This window comes from Sphingomonas taxi (assembly GCF_000764535.1).
GTDB classification, from domain to species: domain Bacteria; phylum Pseudomonadota; class Alphaproteobacteria; order Sphingomonadales; family Sphingomonadaceae; genus Sphingomonas; species Sphingomonas taxi.
This window is the reverse complement of record NZ_CP009571.1, coordinates 3,043,810-3,062,467: the sequence shown is the minus strand read 5'-3', so window position 1 is coordinate 3,062,467 and position 18,658 is coordinate 3,043,810. Positions and strand designations below refer to the sequence as shown.

Annotated in this window: 16 protein-coding genes; 4 read left to right on the top strand and 12 right to left on the bottom strand. The window is 69.6% G+C overall.

The window, feature by feature from the left end; translation table 11 throughout:
* The first annotated feature begins 255 nt into the window (after positions 1-255).
* Complete coding sequence (gene ppc, locus MC45_RS13945) at positions 256-2,940, top strand: phosphoenolpyruvate carboxylase (protein ID WP_038664344.1); 2,685 nt, start codon at positions 256-258, stop codon at positions 2,938-2,940.
* Here ppc and MC45_RS13940 read toward each other — a convergent pair.
* The gene (locus MC45_RS13940) at positions 2,923-3,900 is read right to left on the bottom strand and encodes a phosphatase PAP2 family protein (RefSeq protein ID WP_038664341.1); all 978 of its coding nucleotides are present in this window, start codon (positions 3,898-3,900) and stop codon (positions 2,923-2,925) included. The two genes, ppc and MC45_RS13940, sit on opposite strands and share 18 nt — an antisense overlap.
* A 357-nt stretch (positions 3,901-4,257) precedes the next feature.
* Positions 4,258-5,559: a hemolysin family protein gene (locus MC45_RS13935; RefSeq protein WP_038664338.1), complete on the bottom strand. Its 1,302-nt coding sequence runs from the start codon at positions 5,557-5,559 to the stop codon at positions 4,258-4,260.
* A 151-nt stretch (positions 5,560-5,710) separates the two neighbouring features.
* On the opposite strand from MC45_RS13935, the gene MC45_RS13930 reads away from it, so the two are divergent.
* A complete protein-coding gene (locus MC45_RS13930; RefSeq protein ID WP_038664335.1) occupies positions 5,711-6,382 on the top strand; it encodes a YiaD family glycine zipper/OmpA-like lipoprotein in 672 nt (223 codons plus the stop codon).
* Between the two features lie 300 nt (positions 6,383-6,682).
* Here MC45_RS13930 and MC45_RS13925 read toward each other — a convergent pair whose 3' ends face one another.
* Complete coding sequence (locus MC45_RS13925) at positions 6,683-7,111, bottom strand: nucleoside deaminase (RefSeq protein WP_038667459.1); 429 nt, start codon at positions 7,109-7,111, stop codon at positions 6,683-6,685.
* A 58-nt stretch (positions 7,112-7,169) separates the two neighbouring features.
* The gene (locus MC45_RS13920; RefSeq protein ID WP_038664332.1) at positions 7,170-7,379 is read right to left on the bottom strand and encodes a hypothetical protein; all 210 of its coding nucleotides are present in this window, start codon (positions 7,377-7,379) and stop codon (positions 7,170-7,172) included.
* A 155-nt stretch (positions 7,380-7,534) separates the two neighbouring features.
* Here MC45_RS13920 and rpmB point away from each other — a divergent pair, with 155 nt between their 5' ends.
* On the top strand, positions 7,535-7,840 hold the full coding sequence (gene rpmB, locus MC45_RS13915) for a 50S ribosomal protein L28 (RefSeq protein ID WP_038664329.1): 306 nt from the start codon (positions 7,535-7,537) through the stop codon (positions 7,838-7,840).
* A gap of 77 nt (positions 7,841-7,917) precedes the next feature.
* Here the strand turns inward: rpmB and MC45_RS13910 are convergent, their stop codons facing one another.
* Complete coding sequence (locus MC45_RS13910; RefSeq protein ID WP_038664325.1) at positions 7,918-8,928, bottom strand: esterase-like activity of phytase family protein; 1,011 nt, start codon at positions 8,926-8,928, stop codon at positions 7,918-7,920.
* 163 nt (positions 8,929-9,091) lie between these two features.
* Here MC45_RS13910 and MC45_RS13905 point away from each other — a divergent pair, with 163 nt between their 5' ends.
* On the top strand, positions 9,092-9,475 hold the full coding sequence (locus tag MC45_RS13905; protein WP_038664322.1) for a glycine zipper 2TM domain-containing protein: 384 nt from the start codon (positions 9,092-9,094) through the stop codon (positions 9,473-9,475).
* Between the two features lie 460 nt (positions 9,476-9,935).
* On the opposite strand, the gene phbB is transcribed toward MC45_RS13905, so the two are convergent.
* The 7 genes from phbB to MC45_RS13870 form a co-directional block, all read right to left on the bottom strand.
* On the bottom strand, positions 9,936-10,658 hold the full coding sequence (phbB, locus tag MC45_RS13900; RefSeq protein ID WP_038664319.1) for an acetoacetyl-CoA reductase: 723 nt from the start codon (positions 10,656-10,658) through the stop codon (positions 9,936-9,938).
* 71 nt (positions 10,659-10,729) lie between these two features.
* Positions 10,730-11,737: a ferrochelatase gene (gene hemH, locus MC45_RS13895; protein WP_038664317.1), complete on the bottom strand. Its 1,008-nt coding sequence runs from the start codon at positions 11,735-11,737 to the stop codon at positions 10,730-10,732.
* A gap of 1 nt (position 11,738) precedes the next feature.
* Positions 11,739-13,928: a xanthine dehydrogenase family protein molybdopterin-binding subunit gene (locus tag MC45_RS13890; protein ID WP_038664314.1), complete on the bottom strand. Its 2,190-nt coding sequence runs from the start codon at positions 13,926-13,928 to the stop codon at positions 11,739-11,741.
* Between the two features lie 318 nt (positions 13,929-14,246).
* Complete coding sequence (locus tag MC45_RS13885; RefSeq protein WP_245640730.1) at positions 14,247-14,612, bottom strand: hypothetical protein; 366 nt, start codon at positions 14,610-14,612, stop codon at positions 14,247-14,249.
* Between the two features lie 72 nt (positions 14,613-14,684).
* On the bottom strand, positions 14,685-16,658 hold the full coding sequence (gene ftsH, locus MC45_RS13880) for an ATP-dependent zinc metalloprotease FtsH (RefSeq protein ID WP_038664309.1): 1,974 nt from the start codon (positions 16,656-16,658) through the stop codon (positions 14,685-14,687).
* Between the two features lie 55 nt (positions 16,659-16,713).
* The gene (tilS, locus tag MC45_RS13875) at positions 16,714-17,745 is read right to left on the bottom strand and encodes a tRNA lysidine(34) synthetase TilS (protein WP_038664306.1); all 1,032 of its coding nucleotides are present in this window, start codon (positions 17,743-17,745) and stop codon (positions 16,714-16,716) included.
* Positions 17,708-18,646: a tetratricopeptide repeat protein gene (locus tag MC45_RS13870; protein ID WP_038667456.1), complete on the bottom strand. Its 939-nt coding sequence runs from the start codon at positions 18,644-18,646 to the stop codon at positions 17,708-17,710. The genes tilS and MC45_RS13870 overlap by 38 nt, the downstream gene beginning before the upstream one ends.
* Positions 18,647-18,658: the final 12 nt, after the last annotated feature.

Sequence of the window (18,658 nt, the reverse complement as noted above, 5' to 3'; positions counted from 1 at the left end):
CCTGACGCCGGGACGGGATGCAGAAGGTCTCGTTCGCGCGAAGACGCGAAGGTGTTCCGCCTGGGACGAGCGTGGCCCTGTCATTGCAATGGCTTGATGTGACGGGCCGCGACTGCTGCAAGCGCGACACCTTCGCGTCTTCGCGCGAACCATTCTTCTTTTCTGACGAATCGAATCGGGAGCCCGCTGCGATTTCCCGCGTCTCCAACGCCATGACCGGTTGACCCGACTCCCGCCGCAGCGCAGCATCGGGCCATGGCCACGCACGACCCCGCTTCGCTTCCGCCGATCGCCAACAATCCCGACGTCCGCTTCCTCGGCGCGCAGCTCGGCGACGTCATCCGCGCTTATGGCGGCGAGGCGCTGTTCGAGGCGACCGAGGCGATCCGCCGCGCCTCGGTCGAGCGGCATCGCGGCACCGGCAGCAGCGACAGCGTCCACCAGCAGCTCCAGAACCTCGGCCTCGACGAGACGCTCGATTTCGTCCGCGGCTTCATGCTGTTCTCGATGCTCGCCAATCTCGCCGAGGACCGGCAGGGGATCGCCGCCGAACAGGGCGCCGACGTCGCCGCCGCGCTCGCCAAGCTGGCAGGCGAGGGGATCGGCCGCGACCAGGTGCAGCAATTGCTCGCCCATGCGCTGATCGTCCCGGTGCTCACCGCGCATCCCACCGAGGTGCGGCGCAAGAGCATGATCGACCATCGCAACCGCATCGCGCAATTGATGGCACTCAAGGACATGGGCCGCGACGAGACGCCCGACGGCGACCGCGTCGACGATGCGATCACCCGCCAGATCGCCTTGCTGTGGCAGACGCGCGTGCTGCGCCGCGAGCGGCTCTACGTCACCGACGAGGTCGAGACGGCGCTGTCCTATATGCGCGAGGTGTTCCTGCCGGCGCTGCCCGCGCTCTACCAGCGCTGGGACCGCGCGTTCGGCGAGCGGGTGCCGAGCTTCGTCAGGCCGGGGAGCTGGATCGGCGGCGACCGCGACGGCAATCCCTTCGTCACCGCCGATTCGCTGCGGACCGCTTTGGGGCGCGCCTGCGAGGCGGTGCTCGGCTTCTATCTGGAGGGGGTGCACGCCCTCGGCGCCGAACTGTCGATCTCGACCGAGCACGTCCCCGTCGACGCCGCGGTCGAGGCGCTGGCCGAGGCGAGCGGCGATACCGCGCAAAGCCGCGCGGACGAACCGTATCGCCGCGCGCTGTCCGGCATCTACGCACGGCTCGCCGCGACGCATCAGGCGCTGACCGGCAAGGCGGCGCCGCGCCCCGGCCATCTCCACGGCGAACCCTATCCCGATCCGCAGGCGTTCCGCGCCGATCTCGTCGCGATCGCGCACGGCCTGTCGACAGCCGGAGCGCTCAAGACCGGCGGCGCGCTCGGCCGGCTCATTCGAGCGGTCGAGACGTTCGGCTTCCATCTCGCGACGCTCGACCTGCGCCAGAACAGCGCGGTGCACGAACGCGTCGTCGCCGAATTGCTCAAGACCGCCGGCGTCGAGGCGGACTATCTCGCGCTCGACGAAGCGGCGCGGGTCGCGTTGCTGCGCCGCGAACTCGCCAATGCGCGGCCGCTCGCCAGCCGCTTCATGACCTATTCGGAGGAGACGACGTCCGAACTGGCGATCGTCCAGGCCGCCGCCGAGGCGCATGCGAAATACGGTCCGGCGTGCATCACCAATTACATCGTCTCGATGGCGCAGTCGGTGTCCGACCTGCTCGAGATCAACCTGCTGCTCAAGGAGGTCGGCCTCTACCGGCCCGGCGACGCACCGACCGCGGCGGTGATGGCGGTGCCGCTGTTCGAGACGGTCGGCGATCTGGAAGCGGCGCCGGGGATCATGACCGACTGGTTCGCGCTGCCCGAGATCGCCGCGATCGCAGCGAAGCGCGGCCATCAGGAAGTGATGATCGGCTATTCGGACAGCAACAAGGATGGCGGCTATCTCACCTCGACCTGGCAATTGTCCAAGGCGTCGACCGCGCTGAAGCCGGTGTTCGAGGCGGCGGGGGTCGGCATGCAGCTGTTCCACGGTCGCGGCGGCGCGGTCGGGCGCGGCGGCGGCTCGGCGTTCGCGGCGATCCGCGCGCAACCGTCGGGAACGGTGCAGGGGCGCATCCGCATCACCGAACAGGGCGAGGTGATCGCCGCCAAATACGGCACCCGCGACAGCGCGATGACCAATCTCGAGGCGATCGCCGCGGCGACGCTGCTCGCCAGCCTCGAACCCGAGCGCCTGTCGAATGCAGAGAACGACGATTTCTGCGCGGCGATGGACGCGCTGTCGGACACCGCCTTCCACGCCTATCGCGGCCTCGTCTACGGCACCGAAGGCTTCCGCACCTTCTTCCGCCAGATGACGCCGATCGGCGAGATCGCCGGGCTCAAGATCGGCAGCCGCCCCGCGAGCCGCAAGAAGAGCGATGCGATCGAGGATCTGCGCGCCATCCCCTGGGTGTTCAGTTGGGCGCAGGCGCGCGTGATGCTGCCGGGCTGGTATGGCGTCGGGCAGGCGATCGCCGGCTTCGCGGACAAGGGGCTGCTCCGGGAGATGGCGCAGGGCTGGCCGCTGTTCGCCTCGACGCTTGCCAATATGGAGATGGTGCTGGCCAAATCGGACATCGCCATCGCCGGCCATTATGCCGAGCTGGTCGAGGACGAGGGGCTGCGCAGCGGCATCTTCGGCCGCATCCGCGATGCCTGGCACCAGACGCATGACGGATTGCTCGAGGTGACCGGGCAGACGCGGTTGCTCGAAAAGCATCCGGCGCTCGATGCGTCGATCCGGCTGCGGCTGCCCTATATCGAGCCGCTCAACCTGCTCCAGATCGAGCTGATGAAGCGCCATCGCGCCGGCGAGGACGATCCGCGCATCGGCGAGGGCATCCTGCTGTCGATCAACGCGGTCGCGACGGCACTACGCAACAGCGGCTAGGCGGCGCGCGAGCAGCAGGTCGACGATCTCCATCGCCAGCATCGCGACGGCGGCGCCGATGATCATGTCGATGAGGTAATGCGTCCCCTCGACTGGGGTGGCGAGCAGCATCGCCGCGACCAGCCACGTCAGCCAGCGGCGCAGCGGCGGCGTCCGCCAGATCGTGCGCAGGTAGAGCGTGCCGGCGGCGGCGTGGAAACTCGGCGCCGAGACGAGCCCGCGCAGCGCGCCGAGATCGACGGCGTGGATGGTATGCGCCCGCAGCGCCGGGATGAGGTTCGACTGCCAGGTCTCGCTGACCGGCATATAGGGCACCGCGCCGCGCCATAGATAGGACAGCGGCCCGATCGCCGGCATCAGCGTGAACAGCGCCAGCGTCAGCATCGCGGCGAGCCAGAAGCCGGCGAGGAAGCGATGCGCCTCGCGCCGCTGGCCGGTCCGGGCGAACCAGCCGAGCAGGATCGCGGGGGTGAGATAGATGCTTTCGTAACAGGCGATGCCGAGGATCTGCAGCGGGCGATGATCGGCCACCGTCCGGTACCAGGCGAGCCAGTCGAAGCCGAGCGCGGTGTCGATCCGTTGCAGCGTCTGATCGGCATAGCCGTGGGTGAGCGCGGCGAGCGGATAGCTCGCCACCGCGCCGGTCAGCGCGATCAGCGTGAACACCGCATAATAGCCCGCCCCGTCGCGCAGCGCCGCGGCATGACGCCAGCCGCGCGGCACGACATGGCTGCGCAATGCGGCGACGCAGACCGCGGCGAGCACGAACGGCAGGTTGCTGCGGCTCCACACTGCGACGCTGAGTTCGGCGCGGTGGAGCAGCCAGGCGGTGGCGATCAGGCCGGCGAGCAATGCCGCGACGATCGTCGGACGCGAGAAGCCGGGCGTGTCGGCGGCGGCGCGGTGGGCGATATTCGGAGAGAAGGCGGGACGGGCCGCGTGGACGCGCTGCGATAGCATTCAACTGCCTTGGTCGTTCGGACGATGCTCGTCGTCCCGATTAGCTGAAGTGGCGATGAATTGAATGCGTCCTTTGCATGTCGGTCGCGGTGAGCGGGTGGATTCGTGCGAAGACAGTGTGGTGCGGGGAAACTTTCCTCGGGGTGTCGCAGGATTGATTCACGCGAAGCCGCGAAGCCGCGAAGCCGCGAAGCCGCGAAGGGGCGCGCGTGGCTCGCTCGGTCCCTACTCCCATCGTCATCCCGGCGAAGGCCGGGACCCATGGTCGCGATGCCCGTCGAGGTCGCGTGCTCACCTGTCCACCAGCGCATCCATGGGTCCCGACTTTCGTCGGAATGACGAAAGGCAGGCCCGCCGTCAGGCCTCGCTGACGAGCAACTTGTCGATCCGCCGGCCGTCGAGGTCGACCACCTCGAACCGCCAGCCCTGTTCCTCGAAGCTCTCGCCCTCGCCGGGCAGGTGGCGGAAGGCGGCGAGCGCGAGCCCCGCGACGGTGGCATAATCGCGGTCCTCGGGCAGATCGATGCCAAGCCGTTCGGCGAGCGCATCCGCCGCCATCGTGCCCGCAACGAGCAGCGAGCCGTCGTCGCGCACGACGACCGAGGGCGCATCGTCGGGATCGGCGTCGCTGGCGAATTCGCCGGCGATCGCCGCGAGCAGGTCGGCGGGGGTGACGATGCCTTCGAAATGCCCGTATTCGTCGTGGATCAGCGCCATCGGCACCTCGGCCTGACGCAGCGCGATCAGCGCGTCCATCGCATCGATCCGGTCGATCACCACCGGCGCCTTGCGCATCAGCTTGCGCAGGTCGAGCGCCTGCCCGCGGAACAGCGCCGCGGCGATGTCGCGCGCCTGGACGACGCCGATCACCGCATCGACCGAGCCGTCGGCGACCGGCAGGCGGGTGTGCGGCGTCGCCAGCAGCGTGTCGCGGATGCCCTCCGGCCCGAGGTTGCAGTCGAGCCAGTCGACCTCGGTGCGCGGCGTCATCACCTCGCGCACCGGCCGGTCGGCGAGGCGGACGACGCCCGAGATGATCGTGCGCTCATGCTCCTCGATCACGCCCGACTTACTCGCCTCGGCGACGATCAGGTGCAGCTCCTCCGCCGTCACCTGATCCTCCGATTCGCGATTGAGGCCGAGGACGCGGAAGACCAGAGCGCTCGATGAATCGAGCAGCCAGACGAGCGGCGCGCAGACCACCGCGATATAGCGCATCGGCAACGCGACCAGCGACGCCACCGTCTCGGGCTTGCGCAGCGCGAATTGCTTGGGGACGAGCTCGCCGATGATCAGCGAGGCGTAGGTGGTGAGGCCGATAACCAATGCGAAGCCCGCGGTCTGCGCCGTCTCCGCCGACAGGCCGAGCGCCTGCAGCCGTGCCGCCGTCGGCCCGCCGAGGCTGGAGCCCGAATAGGCACCCGCGAGGATGCCGATCAGCGTGATGCCGATCTGCACCGAGGACAGGAACTTGCCGGGATCGGCGGCGAGCTTCAACGCGGCGGCCGGCCCCTTGCGCCCCGAGCGCGCCATCGCCTCCAGCCGCGCCTTGCGCGACGACACGATCGCCAGCTCGCTCATGGCGAACACGCCGTTGAGCGCGACCAATGCGAGGATGATCACGACGTCGATCCAGGGGAAGGGCGGAAGCGGTGCCATCGGCGGACGTGTCTTTGCCGCACAACGCGCGCGGCGACAACTGTCTGTATCGCGATGACGTGATTATGCGTGTCAGCCGCGGTTCAGATCGCTAGCGGAACAAGCCATATCGGACCCGAGTTTAGCCGGGAACGAACGTGAAAGGGTTGTCATGAAGTCGAAGTTCCTCGCCGCCGCGGCGCTCGCCGCGCTGGTCACCACCAGCGCCTGCACCACCGATCCCGAGACCGGCGAGCGCCGCATCTCAAAGACCGCGATCGGCGGCATCGGCGGCGCGCTGGGCGGCTATCTGCTTGGCGACCTCGTCGGCGGACGCCGCGACCGGACCGAGAAGATCCTCGGCGCGGGCATCGGCGGCCTCGCCGGTGCCGGCATCGGCGCCTATATGGACAAGCAGGAGCGCGACCTGCGCGCCCGCACCGCCGGCACCGACGTGCAGGTGACGCGCGAGGGCGACAATCTGGTGCTCAACATCCCGTCGGGGATCACCTTCGCCTACAACAGCGCCGACGTGCAGCCGCAGTTCCGCCGCACGCTCGACCAGGTCGCCGAGACGCTGGCGCAGTACAACCAGACCTATATCGACGTGTACGGCCATACCGATTCGACCGGTTCGGATTCCTATAACCAGACGCTGTCGGAACGGCGCGCGACCTCGGTGGCGGATTATCTCGCGAGCCGCGGCGTGCAGCCGGCGCGAATCGGCACGCGCGGCTTCGGCGAGACGCAGCCGATCGCGTCGAACGACACCGATGCCGGGCGGGCGGCGAACCGCCGCGTCGAGGTGAAGATCGTGCCGATCTCGCAGAACGACCTGCGGTGATCCGGAGTGCCGCTTCGGTCCGGGCCGGGGCGGCGCTTTTATTAGCGCGAGGTAGCGAAGAAGGTTCTCGCGCGGAGGCGCGGCGGGTGTCGCGTTCATGGTGGGCGCGCACCCGCCCGGATCGTCATCCCGACGAAAGTCGGGACCCATGGTCTCGGTGCTGCCGGGGTTTCGCGGACCATTGCCACCACCGCACCCATGGGTCCCGGCGTTCGCCGGGATGACGAAATCGGGGGGGTGATCCACGACTTACCCTCTCCGCGCCTCCGCGCGAAGCAACTACTCCCCGCCGTCGCGCCCCTATCGCCGCAACCGGAAGAACGTCCGCAGCAGGTCGGCCGCCTCGCTTTCGCCGATCCCGCCATAGATCTCCGGCCGGTGATGCAGCGTCGGCTGCGCGAACAGCAGCGGCCCATGCTCCACCGCACCCCCCTTGGGGTCGCTCGCGCCGTAATAGAGCCGCGCGATCCGGGCATGCGCGATCGCGCCGGCGCACATCGCGCAAGGCTCCAGCGTCACCCACAGTTCGGCGTCCTCCAGCCGGTCGCGGCCGAGTGCGGCAGCGGCGGCGCGGATGACGCGCATCTCGGCATGGGCGGTGGGGTCGCACAGGGCGCGCGGCGAATTGGCGGCGACCGCGACGATCTCGCCGCGCCAGACCAGCGCGGCGCCAACCGGCACCTCGCCGGCCAGCGCCGCCTCCGCCGCGGCGTCGAGCGCGCGGCGCATCGGGATCGGCAGCGGGAACATCGCCGCGCCCTGCCGGTCCCGGTCGACCGGGTAAAGCCTATTGCGCGTTGGCGGGCTTTTCGACGTTGACCGTGGGAACGGCGACCGTCTTGTTCTCGGTGCCGACGCTGACGCGGGCGACGTCCGCCTTGAACTGCGGCGCCTGGACGACGGCAGGATGCGTCTGATCGATGCTGACCAGGCCGAACTGCATCGCCGCGACGACGAGCAGCGCGACGATCCCGAGCAGTACCAGCAACGTGCGCATGCGATTTCCCCTACCGACGACCTTTACGATGGCGTAACAACGCCGGTGCGGCGACTCCGTTGCATCGCCGCCGGTGGACGGCACTGGTTGACGGCGGAGCCGATTGCCGCTAGTGGCGCCGACTTTCCGGGCAACCGAATTCAGGATCAAAAACCATGTCGCGCATTTGCGAGCTGACCGGCAAGGGCCGGCAGGTGGGCAACAACGTTTCCCACGCCAACAACAAGACCAAGCGTACGTTCCTGCCCAACCTGCAGAACGTCACGCTGATCTCCGATTCGCTCGAAAAGGGCGTCCGCCTGCGCGTCTCGACGCACGGCCTGCGCTCGGTCGAGCATAACGGCGGCCTCGACAATTGGCTGGTCAAGACCAGCGAGGACAAGCTCTCGCTGCGTTGCCGCCGCCTGAAGCGCGAGATCGTCAAGAAGCTGGCGACGACGTCGACGGCGGAAGCCGCCTAAGCGTTTCGCGTCGCGACTGCCGTGGTTCGAAACCCGCCGCTCCCCGGGAGCGGCGGGTTTTCGCCGTTGCGCGCGGCTCAGCGCTCCAGCCGGAATTTGAGCAGCAGGGTGCGTTGCAGCATCGACTGATTGTCGTCCGACACCAGCCAGACGATCGTGCGGCCCCGTTCCACCGTCGTCGCGACGCCTTCGAAATTGTCGTGGATCAGCGGCGCGTCGAGCGTCGCCAGCAGCTTGCCACGCACCACCGCCCCCGGCCGGATCGCCGCGGCGGGCACCAGCGATAGCCGGTTGCTGAACCGATAGGGCAGGCGGAAGGCGCGATCGAGCACCAGCAGATCGCCGTTGGGCAAGGCGGTCGCGTCGGCGGGATCGAAGCGGCCGTAGCCGAGATAGGCGAAGCGATGCGGCCGGCTGACGATCGGATCGCCCGGAAAGATCAGCGCATCGCGGCTGGCGAGCCGTGCCGCCTCGGGGCCATGCCAGCGCGAGCGGGGGACGTGCCGCATCTCGCTGATCGTGACGAATCGCCCGTCGGGCATACGGGCGAGCGATTCGGGGCCGCCGTTGTCGGGCCAGCCCGCCATCTCCCGCGGCGCGCGCTGCGCCTGTGCCCGCGCGAAGCCGGCCGAATAGCGCCAGATCGCGTTCGCGCGTTCGAAACCGACCCAGATCGCCCCCGTCTTCGAATCGCGCGCCATCGATTCGCTGTCGCGGTCGCGCTTCTCCCAGCCGATGCCGGGGCCGCCGGGCAGGTTGCGGAAGCGCAAGGCGCGCGGCGCCCAATCGGCACCCATCGTGAAGGCGACGGCGTTGCCGCCGTCGCTCAGCAGCGTGAAGCGGTCGCCGTCGGCCTGCGGCACGACGCTCAGCGACGAATAGCCACCGAAGGCGGGATCGAGGCTGCGCAGCGCGACCCCGCCGAGATAGGTGAGCGAGCCCAGCCGCCGACGCTGCGGATCGTGCGGGTCGAGCGCGACCGGCGTGGCGATCAGCTGCGGCCGGTTGCCGAGCAGCGCCAGCCGCTCCTCCCCGGTCCAGCCGGGGACGATCAGCAGGACGGCGAGGACGACGAACAGGACGCGCATCGCGCCTCCATAAGCGGCGGGCGCGGCGGCGATAGCCTGAACGCACGATAACGGAGGCATTCAGGGTCCGCTCAACGCGAATCGGGCAAATGATGTGCATCGACGACGGGAAGGTCCCCCACCGGGCCGCCGCCGAGTTGGACAGATTTTCGGGAGAAGACCCATGATGAAGACCCTGAGCCTCGCCGGCGCCGCCCTCGCGATGACCGCCGCCGCCCTCGTTCCCGCCACCCCCGCCGCCGCGCAGCGCGGCTATTACGGCGGCTACGATCGTGGCTACGAGCAGCGCGGCTACGACCGCGGCTATCGTGACGACCGCGTCTATCGCGGCGGTCGCGGCTATTACGGCGATCGCGGCTATCGCGGCGGCCAGCGCTGCAACAGCGGCACCACCGGCACGATCGTCGGCGCGATCGCCGGCGGCCTGCTCGGCCGCACGATCGACACCCGCGGCGACCGTGCGCTCGGCACGGTGCTCGGCGCCGGTGCGGGCGCGCTCGCCGGCCGCGCGGTCGAACGCTCGGATCGCCCCGGTTACTGCCGCTAAGCGGCAGTGCTTGCCCTCGCGTAGCGTTTCGAGGGGTGGAGCCCGGTTGCCGTATGGCGACCGGGCTTCGTGTCGTTCGGGGATGGCGATGGCGAGGCTTGGGGCCGTCCCGGGTTATTCGCTTACGCGCGATTCGCCCGGCCTTTGTCAAACCCTGCATGTGTTCCCGCGAAGGCGGGAACCCAGGGCCAAGCAGAGCAACATCTGATGACGTACGTGACTCCTGGGCTCCCGCTTTCGCGGGAGCACGGGCGTGGTTACGACATGGGATTCGCTCGAGGGACGGGCCGCCCGCGTGCGCTCTCCCAGCCGTTCTCCTCGCTGCGACGTGATGACAGCCGGGGGCCAATCAGGACGCCGGCAAAGCCGTCGTCGGACGGGTTCGGCCTTGGCCGACCCGCCGGCCGTGACCGTTCGTGCGCTGCATGCAGCGGCGCGGGCGTGGCCGCGCCTCGAACGGTCAATACATATGCTGGCCGCCGTTGATGCTCAGCGTCGATCCGGTCACGAAGCCGGCTTCGTCCGAGCACAGGAAGGCGACGCCGCGCGCGATCTCGCTCGCCTGGCCGAGGCGGCCGACCGGGATCTTGGCGACGATCTTCTCCAGCACGTCGCCGGGGACCGCGGCGACCATGTCGGTGTCGATATAGCCCGGCGCGATCGCATTGACCGTCACGCCGACGCGCGCGCCCTCCTGCGCCAGCGCCTTGGTGAAGCCGTGGATGCCCGATTTCGCCGCGGCGTAATTGACCTGGCCATATTGGCCGGCCTGGCCGTTGATCGAGCCGATGTTGACGATCCGCCCCCATTTGCGTTCGCGCATGCCGGGGAACACCGCTTTCGCCATGTTGAAACAGCCGCCGAGATTGGTGTCGATCACCTCTTTCCACGCCTGATAGGTGAGCTTCAGGATCGTGCCGTCGCGGGTGATGCCGGCATTGTTGACGACGATGTCGACCGGGCCGAGCTCCGCGGCGACCTGCGCGCAGCCCTGCTGGCAGGCGTCAAAGTCGGCGACGTCCCATTTGAACGCGCGGATGCCGGTCCGCTCGGTGAAGGCGCGGGCGCGTTCGTCGTTGCCGGCATAATTGGCGGCGACGGTGACGCCCGCTTCCTGCAAGGCGAGGCTGATCGCCTCGCCGATGCCACGCGTACCACCCGTGACGATCGCTACCCTGGCCATCCGTACCTCTCCTTATGCTTAACCCGAGGCTAGGCAGAGGCCGCCGAACTGGCAATGGCCGTAGCGTAATTTTACGTTTCGGCGATCCAGCCGGCGAGCTCGCGCGCGATCAGCGTGCGCAGCATCGCCATCCCCGGCGCACCGTCGTTGAGGCAGGGCAGATAGGCGAAATCGGTGCCGCCGGCGGTCATGAAACTCTCGCGGCCGCGGATCGCCAGTTCCTCCAGCGTTTCCAGGCAGTCGGCGGAGAAGCCCGGCGCGATCACCGCGACCTTGCGGACGCCCTTGGCGGGCAGCGCCTCGAGCGTCTCGTCGGTCGCCGGGCCGAGCCATTTCGCCGGGCCGAATCGCGACTGGAAAGCGACGACCAGCTCGCGCCCCATCGCCTCGCCGAGCAGCCGCGCGGTCTTCTGGCAGTGGCAATGATAGGGGTCGCCGAGCTGGAGCGTCCGCTTCGGCATGCCGTGGAAGCTGGCGATCACCGCATCGGGGACGAAATCGAGCGTCGCGATCTGCATCTCGACCTGCGTCCTGAGCGCGGCGATATAGGCGGGATCGTCGTGATAGGGCGGCAAGGTGCGGATCGCCGGCTGCCAGCGCATGCCGGCGAGCGCGGCGAATGCCTTGTCGTTGGCGGTCGCGGTCGTCGCGGCGCAATATTGCGGATAGAGCGGCGCGATCAGGATGCGCTCGCACCCAGCGTCCTTGAGCGCGGTCAGCCTGTCGGCGATCGCCGGATTGCCGTAGCGCATCGCATAATCGACCATGACGCCGTCGCCGAACGCGCCCTGCAAGGCCTGCGATTGCCGGCGGGTGATCGCGGCGAGCGGCGAGCCCTCCTCGCTCCACACCAGGCCATAGGCGTGCGCCGACTTCTTCGGGCGGGTGTTGAGGATGATGCCGCGCAGGATCGGCTGCCACGCGATCGCCGGGATCTCGACGACGCGCTTGTCGGACAGGAACTCGCCGAGATAGCGTTTGACCGATTTGGCGTCGGGGCCGTCGGGGGTGCCGAGGTTGGTCAGCAGCACGCCGATCTTGCGGGTGGGGATCGGCGGATGGTCGGCGGGGATCAACATCTTACCGCCTTAGCGGCAGGTGACGCAGGCGGATACCGGTTGCGGCATGCAGCGCGTTGGCGATCGCCGGCGCGACCGCGGGGACGCCGAGTTCGCCGACCCCGCCGGGCGGCTCGTCAGAGCGGACGATCTCGACGACGATGTCGGGCGTATCGGCGAGTCGCGGCAGTGCGAGGCCGGCAAGCCCGCGCACGTCGCTGCGCTCGGCGGTGATCCCCGTCGACGCGCCGAGCGCGTGGGCGAGGCCGAAGATCAGCCCGCCCTCGATCTGTTGCAGCACCAGATCGGGGTTGATCGTCCGCCCGCAATCGACCGCGGCGACGAGTCGGGCGACGCGCGGGCGGCCGTTCGCCAGCTCCGCCTCGGCGAGCACCGCGATATGGCTGCCGCGAAAGCTGTGGCAGGCGATGCCCTGGCCCGATCCCGCCGCGCCGCCCGACCAGCCACCCAGCGCCGCCACCGTGGTGAGGCAGCGCGCCAGCCGCGCGTCGCCGCCGAGCATGCCGATCCGGTAGGAGAGCGGCTCGGTGCCGGCGACCTGCGCGAGCTCGTCGACGAACGATTCGGTGAAGAAGGCGGTATAGCCGTGCGCACCGCCGCGCAGATGACCGGTGGGGACGCCGATCTCCGCGGGGTGATGGTCGATCCGCAGCGCCGGGATGCGGTACGGTGGCTGCGCGCCGGCGACCGCATAGGGATCGCCCGTGCCGAGCGCCCAGCCGGCGCCGGGCAGCAACCGGCGGGCGAGCGCATGGCCGGTGGCGGGCGCGGCGATCGCGGCGTGCCACGCCGCGATCGCGCCGTTGCTCGACAGGCGGGCGCGCAGCCGGGCGTGCGCGGGCGGGCGGAAACGGTCGTGCGCATTGTCCTCGCCGCGCGACCAGACGAGGCTGACCGGGCGCTTGAGCCGCATCGCGAGCAGCGCCGCCTGTTCGGCGACCAACGGGTCGAGCGTCGCGCCGAAGCCGCCGCCGGCGAGCGTCGGATGGATGACGACCGCGCTTTCGCTGATCCCTGCGACCTTTGCCGCGGCGGCGCGGGCGGCGGCGGGCGCCGCGGTCGGCAGCCATAGTTCGAGCCGACCGTCGCGCCACGCGGCGGTGGCGCTGGTCGTCTCCAGCGCGGCGTGGACGCCGGGGGCGGCGGTATAGTCCGCGGTGACGACGCCGGCGCCGTCGAGCAACGTGCCGAGGTCGCCGACCGCTGCGATGCGCTGGCCCGGCTTGGCGAGCGCATCGGAAAGGCTGCGGGCGATGCCGGCGCTGTCCGGAAGCGGCGCGTCGCTGGCGAAGCGCGGCGCGAGCGCGTCGAGCGCGCGTTGCGCGGCCCAGCCGGTGGTGGCGATCGCGGCGACCCAAAGCGGCGTCTCGACCACCGTCAGCACGCCGCGGATGCGATCGGCGGCGGCGCGGTCGACGCCGATCAGCCGCGCGTCGCCGATCGGCCCCTGGCGGATCGCGGCATGGACCATGTCGGGCAGGCGGATGTCGCCGGCGAAGCCGGCGGAGCCGTCGACCTTGGCGGGGACGTCGAGCCGCGGCAGTGACCGGCCGACGAGCTTGCCCGCGCCCTGCACGCCGATCGGCAGCGGGTCGGGGATGGTCTCGGCGGCCGCGGCGGCGGCGAAGTCGGCGAAGCGGAGGCGCTGCGTGCCGTGGGTGACGAAGCCGGCATCGACCGCGCAATCGGTCCAGACGACGTCCCAGCGCCGCGCCGCGGCCTTGCACAGCAACGCGCGGGCGGCGGCACCGGCGGTGCGGCAATCGTCCTCGAACATCCGCACCGAGGTCGATCCGCCGGTGACGATCAGCGCGCCGCGGCGGGCGACGGTCATCTCAACCGATTCGGGCACGTGGATGAGCGTGCTTTCGAACAGCTCGTCGAGCGCGAGCGGGTTGGCGTACAGCGGGTTGATCGACGCCGCCTCCACCCCGACGGTGCGCCAGTCCGCGCCGAGCTCGTCGGCGACGATCTGGGGGAGGGCGGTATAGACGCCTTGCCCGTGTTCGAGCTGCGGCACCGCGACCGTGACATGGCCGTCGGCACCGATCTTGAGCCAGGCGCCGAAGCCGGTCTCGCCCGGGATGGTGGCGAGATTGGGCGCGTAGCGGCGCGGCCATATACCCCAGGCGACGACCAGCCCGACGCCGGCACCACCGCCGATCAGGAACGTGCGTCGGGTGGGGCTCATCGTGCGGCTGTATCGGGGCTTGCCGGGCGTGGGAAGGTCGGCGGGCGATCTAAGCGCGGCGGCGTGGCGGGGGCGCCGGGAAGCCGGCTACCGCCTGCGAACCCCGCCCGCATATCCCCCCGCGAGCGCCGTGCTCCCATTCGTCATCCCGGCGGATGCCGGGACCCATGGATACGACGCCGCCGATGTCCGCCCATCATGTCCGCCAGCGCGTCCATGGGTCCCGACTTTCGTCGGGATGACGGACTGGGCATCGCCCGCCACCCAGCAGCATCTCCGCGCCTCCGTGCCTCTGCGCGTAGAACCCGCCCGCTACGCTCAGCACGGATAAGTCTTCGCCAGCACCCGCGCATATCCCTCCTTGAGCGGCAGCTTCTTCTCCGCCGGCGACAGGGCGTCGAGGCCGCCGAGCATCTGCAGGATGCCGATCTTGGCGCCCTCGGGCATGCAGGCGATCGGTTTCTTGCCGGCGGCGACGCGCGCGGCGCTGTCGGCGCGGAGCTGGCGGGTGGCGGTATCGGCCTCCGCCTTGAGCACCTGATAATCGGGGTTGGTCAGCGCGGTGAAGGGATTCTCACGCAGCGGCGCGGCGCGGGTCAGGAAGGTGCCGACGCTCATCGCGGCGCTGGCCGGCGCCGCGGCGGCAAGGGAAACGGCAAGGGCGATCAAGGCTTTACGCGACATCGGCGGCACTCCGAATGGGAATGCCGCCGATTAGCGCGAACAAACTGACGGCGGGCTGAACCGCCGCGGGGGTTACGCCCCCGCCGGTGCCGGGTTGCCGAACGGGCCGCCGGGGCGGCGCGTCTTGGGGATCGAGGTGCCGGCCCGCGGCACGCTCGGCTTGGGACCCGAGTCGATCCGGCCGATCTCCTCGCCGGCGATCAGCTTCTTGATCTCGTCGCCCGACAGCGTCTCATATTCGAGCAGCGCACCGGCGAGCAGATGGAGCTGGTCGACATGCTCGGTCAGCAACTGCTTGGCACGGGCGAGGCCGCCCTCGACGATGCCCTTGATCTCGTCGTCGATCAGCTGCGCGGTCGCATTCGACATGCGAACCGGCTGCGACGACGAATAGCCGAGGAACGATTCGCCCTCTGGCTGGGCATATTCGACCGGGCCGACCTTGTCCGACATGCCCCATTTGGTGACCATGTCGCGCGCCAGACCCGTAGCGTACTGGATGTCGCCGCTCGCGCCCGACGAGACCTTGTTGTAGCCGAAGATGATCTCCTCGGCGACGCGGCCGCCCATCGACACCGCGAGGTTGGCGTACATCTTGTCGCGATGATAGCTGTAGCTGTCGCGCTCGGGCAGGCGCATCACCATGCCCAGCGCACGGCCGCGCGGGATGATCGTCGCCTTGTGGATCGGGTCGCTTGCCTGTTCGTGGATCGAGACGATCGCATGGCCCGCCTCGTGATAGGCGGTCATGCGCTTCTCGTCCTCGGTCATCACCATGCTGCGGCGCTCGGCGCCCATCATGACCTTGTCCTTGGCCTCCTCGAACTCGGCCATCGCGACCAGCCGCTTGCCCTTGCGCGCGCCCATCAGCGCCGCCTCGTTGACGAGGTTGGCGAGATCGGCACCCGAGAAGCCCGGAGTGCCGCGCGCGATCACCCGCGCGTCGACGTCGGGCGCCAGCGGCACCTTCTTCATATGGACTTCGAGGATCTTGATCCGGCCCTCGATATCCGGGCGCGGCACGACGACCTGACGGTCGAAGCGACCCGGACGCAGCAATGCGGGATCGAGCACGTCGGGACGGTTGGTCGCCGCGACGATGATGATCCCCTCATTCGCCTCGAAACCGTCCATCTCGACGAGCAACTGGTTGAGCGTCTGCTCGCGCTCGTCGTTGCCGTTGCCGAGGCCGGCGCCGCGATGGCGGCCGACCGCGTCGATCTCGTCGATGAAGACGATGCACGGCGCGCTCTTCTTGGCCTGTTCGAACATGTCGCGGACGCGGCTGGCGCCGACGCCGACGAACATCTCGACGAAGTCGGAGCCCGAGATGGTGAAGAACGGCACGCCCGCCTCACCCGCGATCGCGCGGGCGAGCAGCGTCTTGCCGGTACCGGGCGATCCGACCAGCAGCGCGCCCTTCGGGATCTTGCCGCCGAGCCGCGCGAACTTGGTCGGGTCCTTGAGGAAGTCGACGATCTCGGTCAGCTCGGCGCGCGCCTCGTCGATGCCGGCGACGTCGTCGAAGGTGACCTTGCCTTCCTTCTGCGTCAGCATGCGCGCGCGGCTCTTGCCGAAGCCCATCGCGCCGCCGCCGGTGTTCTTCTGCATCTGCTTGATGACGAAGAAGGCGATGCCGAGGAACAGCAGGAACGGCAGCGACTGGTAGAGCAGCAGCATCCACATCGACGTGCCCTCGTCGGGCTTGGCGGCGATGGTGACGTTCTTCTGGCGCAGATGCGGGACCAGCGTCGGGTCCTGGATCGGATAGGTGCGGAACGTCTCGCCGCTCGAATAGGTGCCGGTGATGACGTCGCGGCTGATCGCGACATCCTTCACGGTACCTTCGTCGACCTGGTCGAGGAATTTCGAATAGGCGACGGTGTTGCGCGCGCCGGCCGTATTCGGTCCGTTGAACATCGTGACGAACAGCGCGAGCGCGAGCAGGATGCCGACCCAGATGAGCAGGCTCTTCATCCAGGGGTTGCCGCCGTTGCCGCCGTTGCCGCCATCGCCGTTCTGGGGCTGCTTGTCGTTATCGTTCATGGGGAACCTTTCGCAGCACAAGATAGGCGTGTGGAGGTTAATGGCAATGGAACGCTCAGCCTGATTCGGCCGATCCGGAAGAACGACGCGCCGGGGCGGGACGGAAACGCCAGCTGTCGCCGTGCGGCGACACCAGCACGCCCGCCTGCGTCGCCCGCCGGCCGGCGGCGAGCGCGTCGAGCAGCGCCTCGATATTCGCCGAGTCGCTCCACTTCGGCGCGGGCAAAGCGGCGGCCTCGACCACCATGCCGATCGCGCGGCGGGCGAGGCGGCGGACGAGTTCGCGGGGCAGGCCGGCTATGTCGATCCGCACCCCGGCGCCGTCGGCGGCCGCGCGGCTCGACCACAGCCATTCGACGATCGCACGCACGTCGCCATCCGCCTCGGCGAGCGCGGCGGCGGCGCGGGCGAGCTGCGGCGGCCCGAGCCATTCGTTGGCGTCAAGCAGGCGGCGGAAGCGGGTGCGGTCGTGCGCCGGATCGGCGTTGGAGGGATCGTCGACGAACGGCGCCTCGGCGCGCCGCACGATCGCGCGCAGTTCGGCACGGCGCCATTCGAGCAGCGGCCGGATGACGGTGGCGCCCTCGATCGTCGCACGCGGCCGCACCCCGGCGAGCCCGGCGATGCCCGATCCGCGCGCGGCGCGCATCAGGAAGGTCTCGGCCTGATCGTCGGCATGGTGCGCGGTGGCGATCGTCTCGGCGCCGATGGCGCGGGCGTGGTCGGCGAGCAGGCGATAGCGGACCTGCCGCGCCGCCGCCTGGATGCTCGCGCCGGTGATCGGCTGGTCGGGGATCAGCGTCGCATGCGGCACGTGGAGCAACGCGCAATGGTTCGCCACCATCGCCGCCTCCCCGGCCGCGGCGGCGCGCAGCCGGTGGTCGACGGTGGCGACGCGGATACGGCCGGGGAAGGTCGCCGCGGCGAGCGTCAGCATCGCCATCGAATCGGGCCCGCCCGACACGGCGAGCAGGATCACCCCGCGCGGCTCGACCCCGAGCGCGCGGTTGAGGTCGTGATGGAACCGCTCCGCCGCGACGGCGAACGGGTCACTTGCACTTGGCGGCGGTACGGCCCTTCTGGACATCGGCCTTCATGCTCGGAGAGATCTTGGTGCCGTAGACGTCGGTCAGTTCGCCATAGACCTTGCATGCGTCGGCCGGCTTGTTGAGCTTCATCAGCGCCTGGGCGAGATAATAGAGGCTGTCGGGGGCGCGTTCGCCGTCCGGCATCTTCTTGTAATTGTCGTAGAAGGCCATCGAGGCGAGGCTCGGCTTGCCCTCGTCGAGATAGGCGCGGCCGAGCAGATTCTGCGCCCAGCTCGCGCGGCGATGCTTGGGATAGTCGGCGACGACCTTCTTCAGCTGCACCTCGGCCTGCGGATATTGCTTCGCCGCCCACAGGCGATAGCCGTAGAGATATTCGTCCTCGGGCGTGTCGCCGGTGCTCGGCTTGTCGACCTTGGCGCCGGCCACCGCGGCGGCGGAGGGGGCGGTGTCACCGGCGGCGGCGACCGACACGGGCGTGTTGCTCCGGGCGGGCGTGGCGGCGGGGCGCGCAGTGTCGTCGCCTCCACCGAGCGGTGCCGAGCCGGGCGCGGCGGCGAGCGCCGGGGTAGTCGCCAGCGCCTTCAGCTGCGCGTCGTTGCTGCGCTTATAGGCGTCGAACTGATCCTGCAGCTGGCGCAGCTTGAACCCGGTCTGCTCGATCTGGTCGGTCATCGACGCCATCTGCTGTTCCAGCGCGGTGACGCGGCCGGTGAGGTCGGCGACCGCGCTGGTCGCCGGGGTGCCGCCCGCCTGCTGCGGCGCGTCGGGGCGGGTGATCTCCGGCTGGAGATACTGGCCGGCGCCGCCTGGGAACACCTTGCGCTGCACCGCGCGCATCTCGCTCTCGAGCTTGCCGACGCGGCCTTCGACGTTGCTCTGCGCCGCGGCGGCGACCGGTATCAGCGAGGTGGCGGCAAGCGCCCAGATGATCGTACGCATAATCTTGGCACC

Bases quoted from the DNA above. Each gene is read 5' to 3' on its own strand.
- ppc (WP_038664344.1), top strand. From the start codon at position 256: ATGGCCACGCACGACCCCGCTTCGCTTCCGCCGATCGCCAACAATCCC.
- MC45_RS13940 (WP_038664341.1), bottom strand. From the start codon at position 3,900: ATGCTATCGCAGCGCGTCCACGCGGCCCGTCCCGCCTTCTCTCCGAAT.
- MC45_RS13935 (WP_038664338.1), bottom strand. From the start codon at position 5,559: ATGGCACCGCTTCCGCCCTTCCCCTGGATCGACGTCGTGATCATCCTC.
- MC45_RS13930 (WP_038664335.1), top strand. From the start codon at position 5,711: ATGAAGTCGAAGTTCCTCGCCGCCGCGGCGCTCGCCGCGCTGGTCACC.
- MC45_RS13925 (WP_038667459.1), bottom strand. From the start codon at position 7,111: ATGCGCCGCGCGCTCGACGCCGCGGCGGAGGCGGCGCTGGCCGGCGAG.
- MC45_RS13920 (WP_038664332.1), bottom strand. From the start codon at position 7,379: ATGCGCACGTTGCTGGTACTGCTCGGGATCGTCGCGCTGCTCGTCGTC.
- rpmB (WP_038664329.1), top strand. From the start codon at position 7,535: ATGTCGCGCATTTGCGAGCTGACCGGCAAGGGCCGGCAGGTGGGCAAC.
- MC45_RS13910 (WP_038664325.1), bottom strand. From the start codon at position 8,928: ATGCGCGTCCTGTTCGTCGTCCTCGCCGTCCTGCTGATCGTCCCCGGC.
- MC45_RS13905 (WP_038664322.1), top strand. From the start codon at position 9,092: ATGATGAAGACCCTGAGCCTCGCCGGCGCCGCCCTCGCGATGACCGCC.
- phbB (WP_038664319.1), bottom strand. From the start codon at position 10,658: ATGGCCAGGGTAGCGATCGTCACGGGTGGTACGCGTGGCATCGGCGAG.
- hemH (WP_038664317.1), bottom strand. From the start codon at position 11,737: ATGTTGATCCCCGCCGACCATCCGCCGATCCCCACCCGCAAGATCGGC.
- MC45_RS13890 (WP_038664314.1), bottom strand. From the start codon at position 13,928: ATGAGCCCCACCCGACGCACGTTCCTGATCGGCGGTGGTGCCGGCGTC.
- MC45_RS13885 (WP_245640730.1), bottom strand. From the start codon at position 14,612: ATGTCGCGTAAAGCCTTGATCGCCCTTGCCGTTTCCCTTGCCGCCGCG.
- ftsH (WP_038664309.1), bottom strand. From the start codon at position 16,658: ATGAACGATAACGACAAGCAGCCCCAGAACGGCGATGGCGGCAACGGC.
- tilS (WP_038664306.1), bottom strand. From the start codon at position 17,745: ATGTCCAGAAGGGCCGTACCGCCGCCAAGTGCAAGTGACCCGTTCGCC.
- MC45_RS13870 (WP_038667456.1), bottom strand. From the start codon at position 18,646: ATGCGTACGATCATCTGGGCGCTTGCCGCCACCTCGCTGATACCGGTC.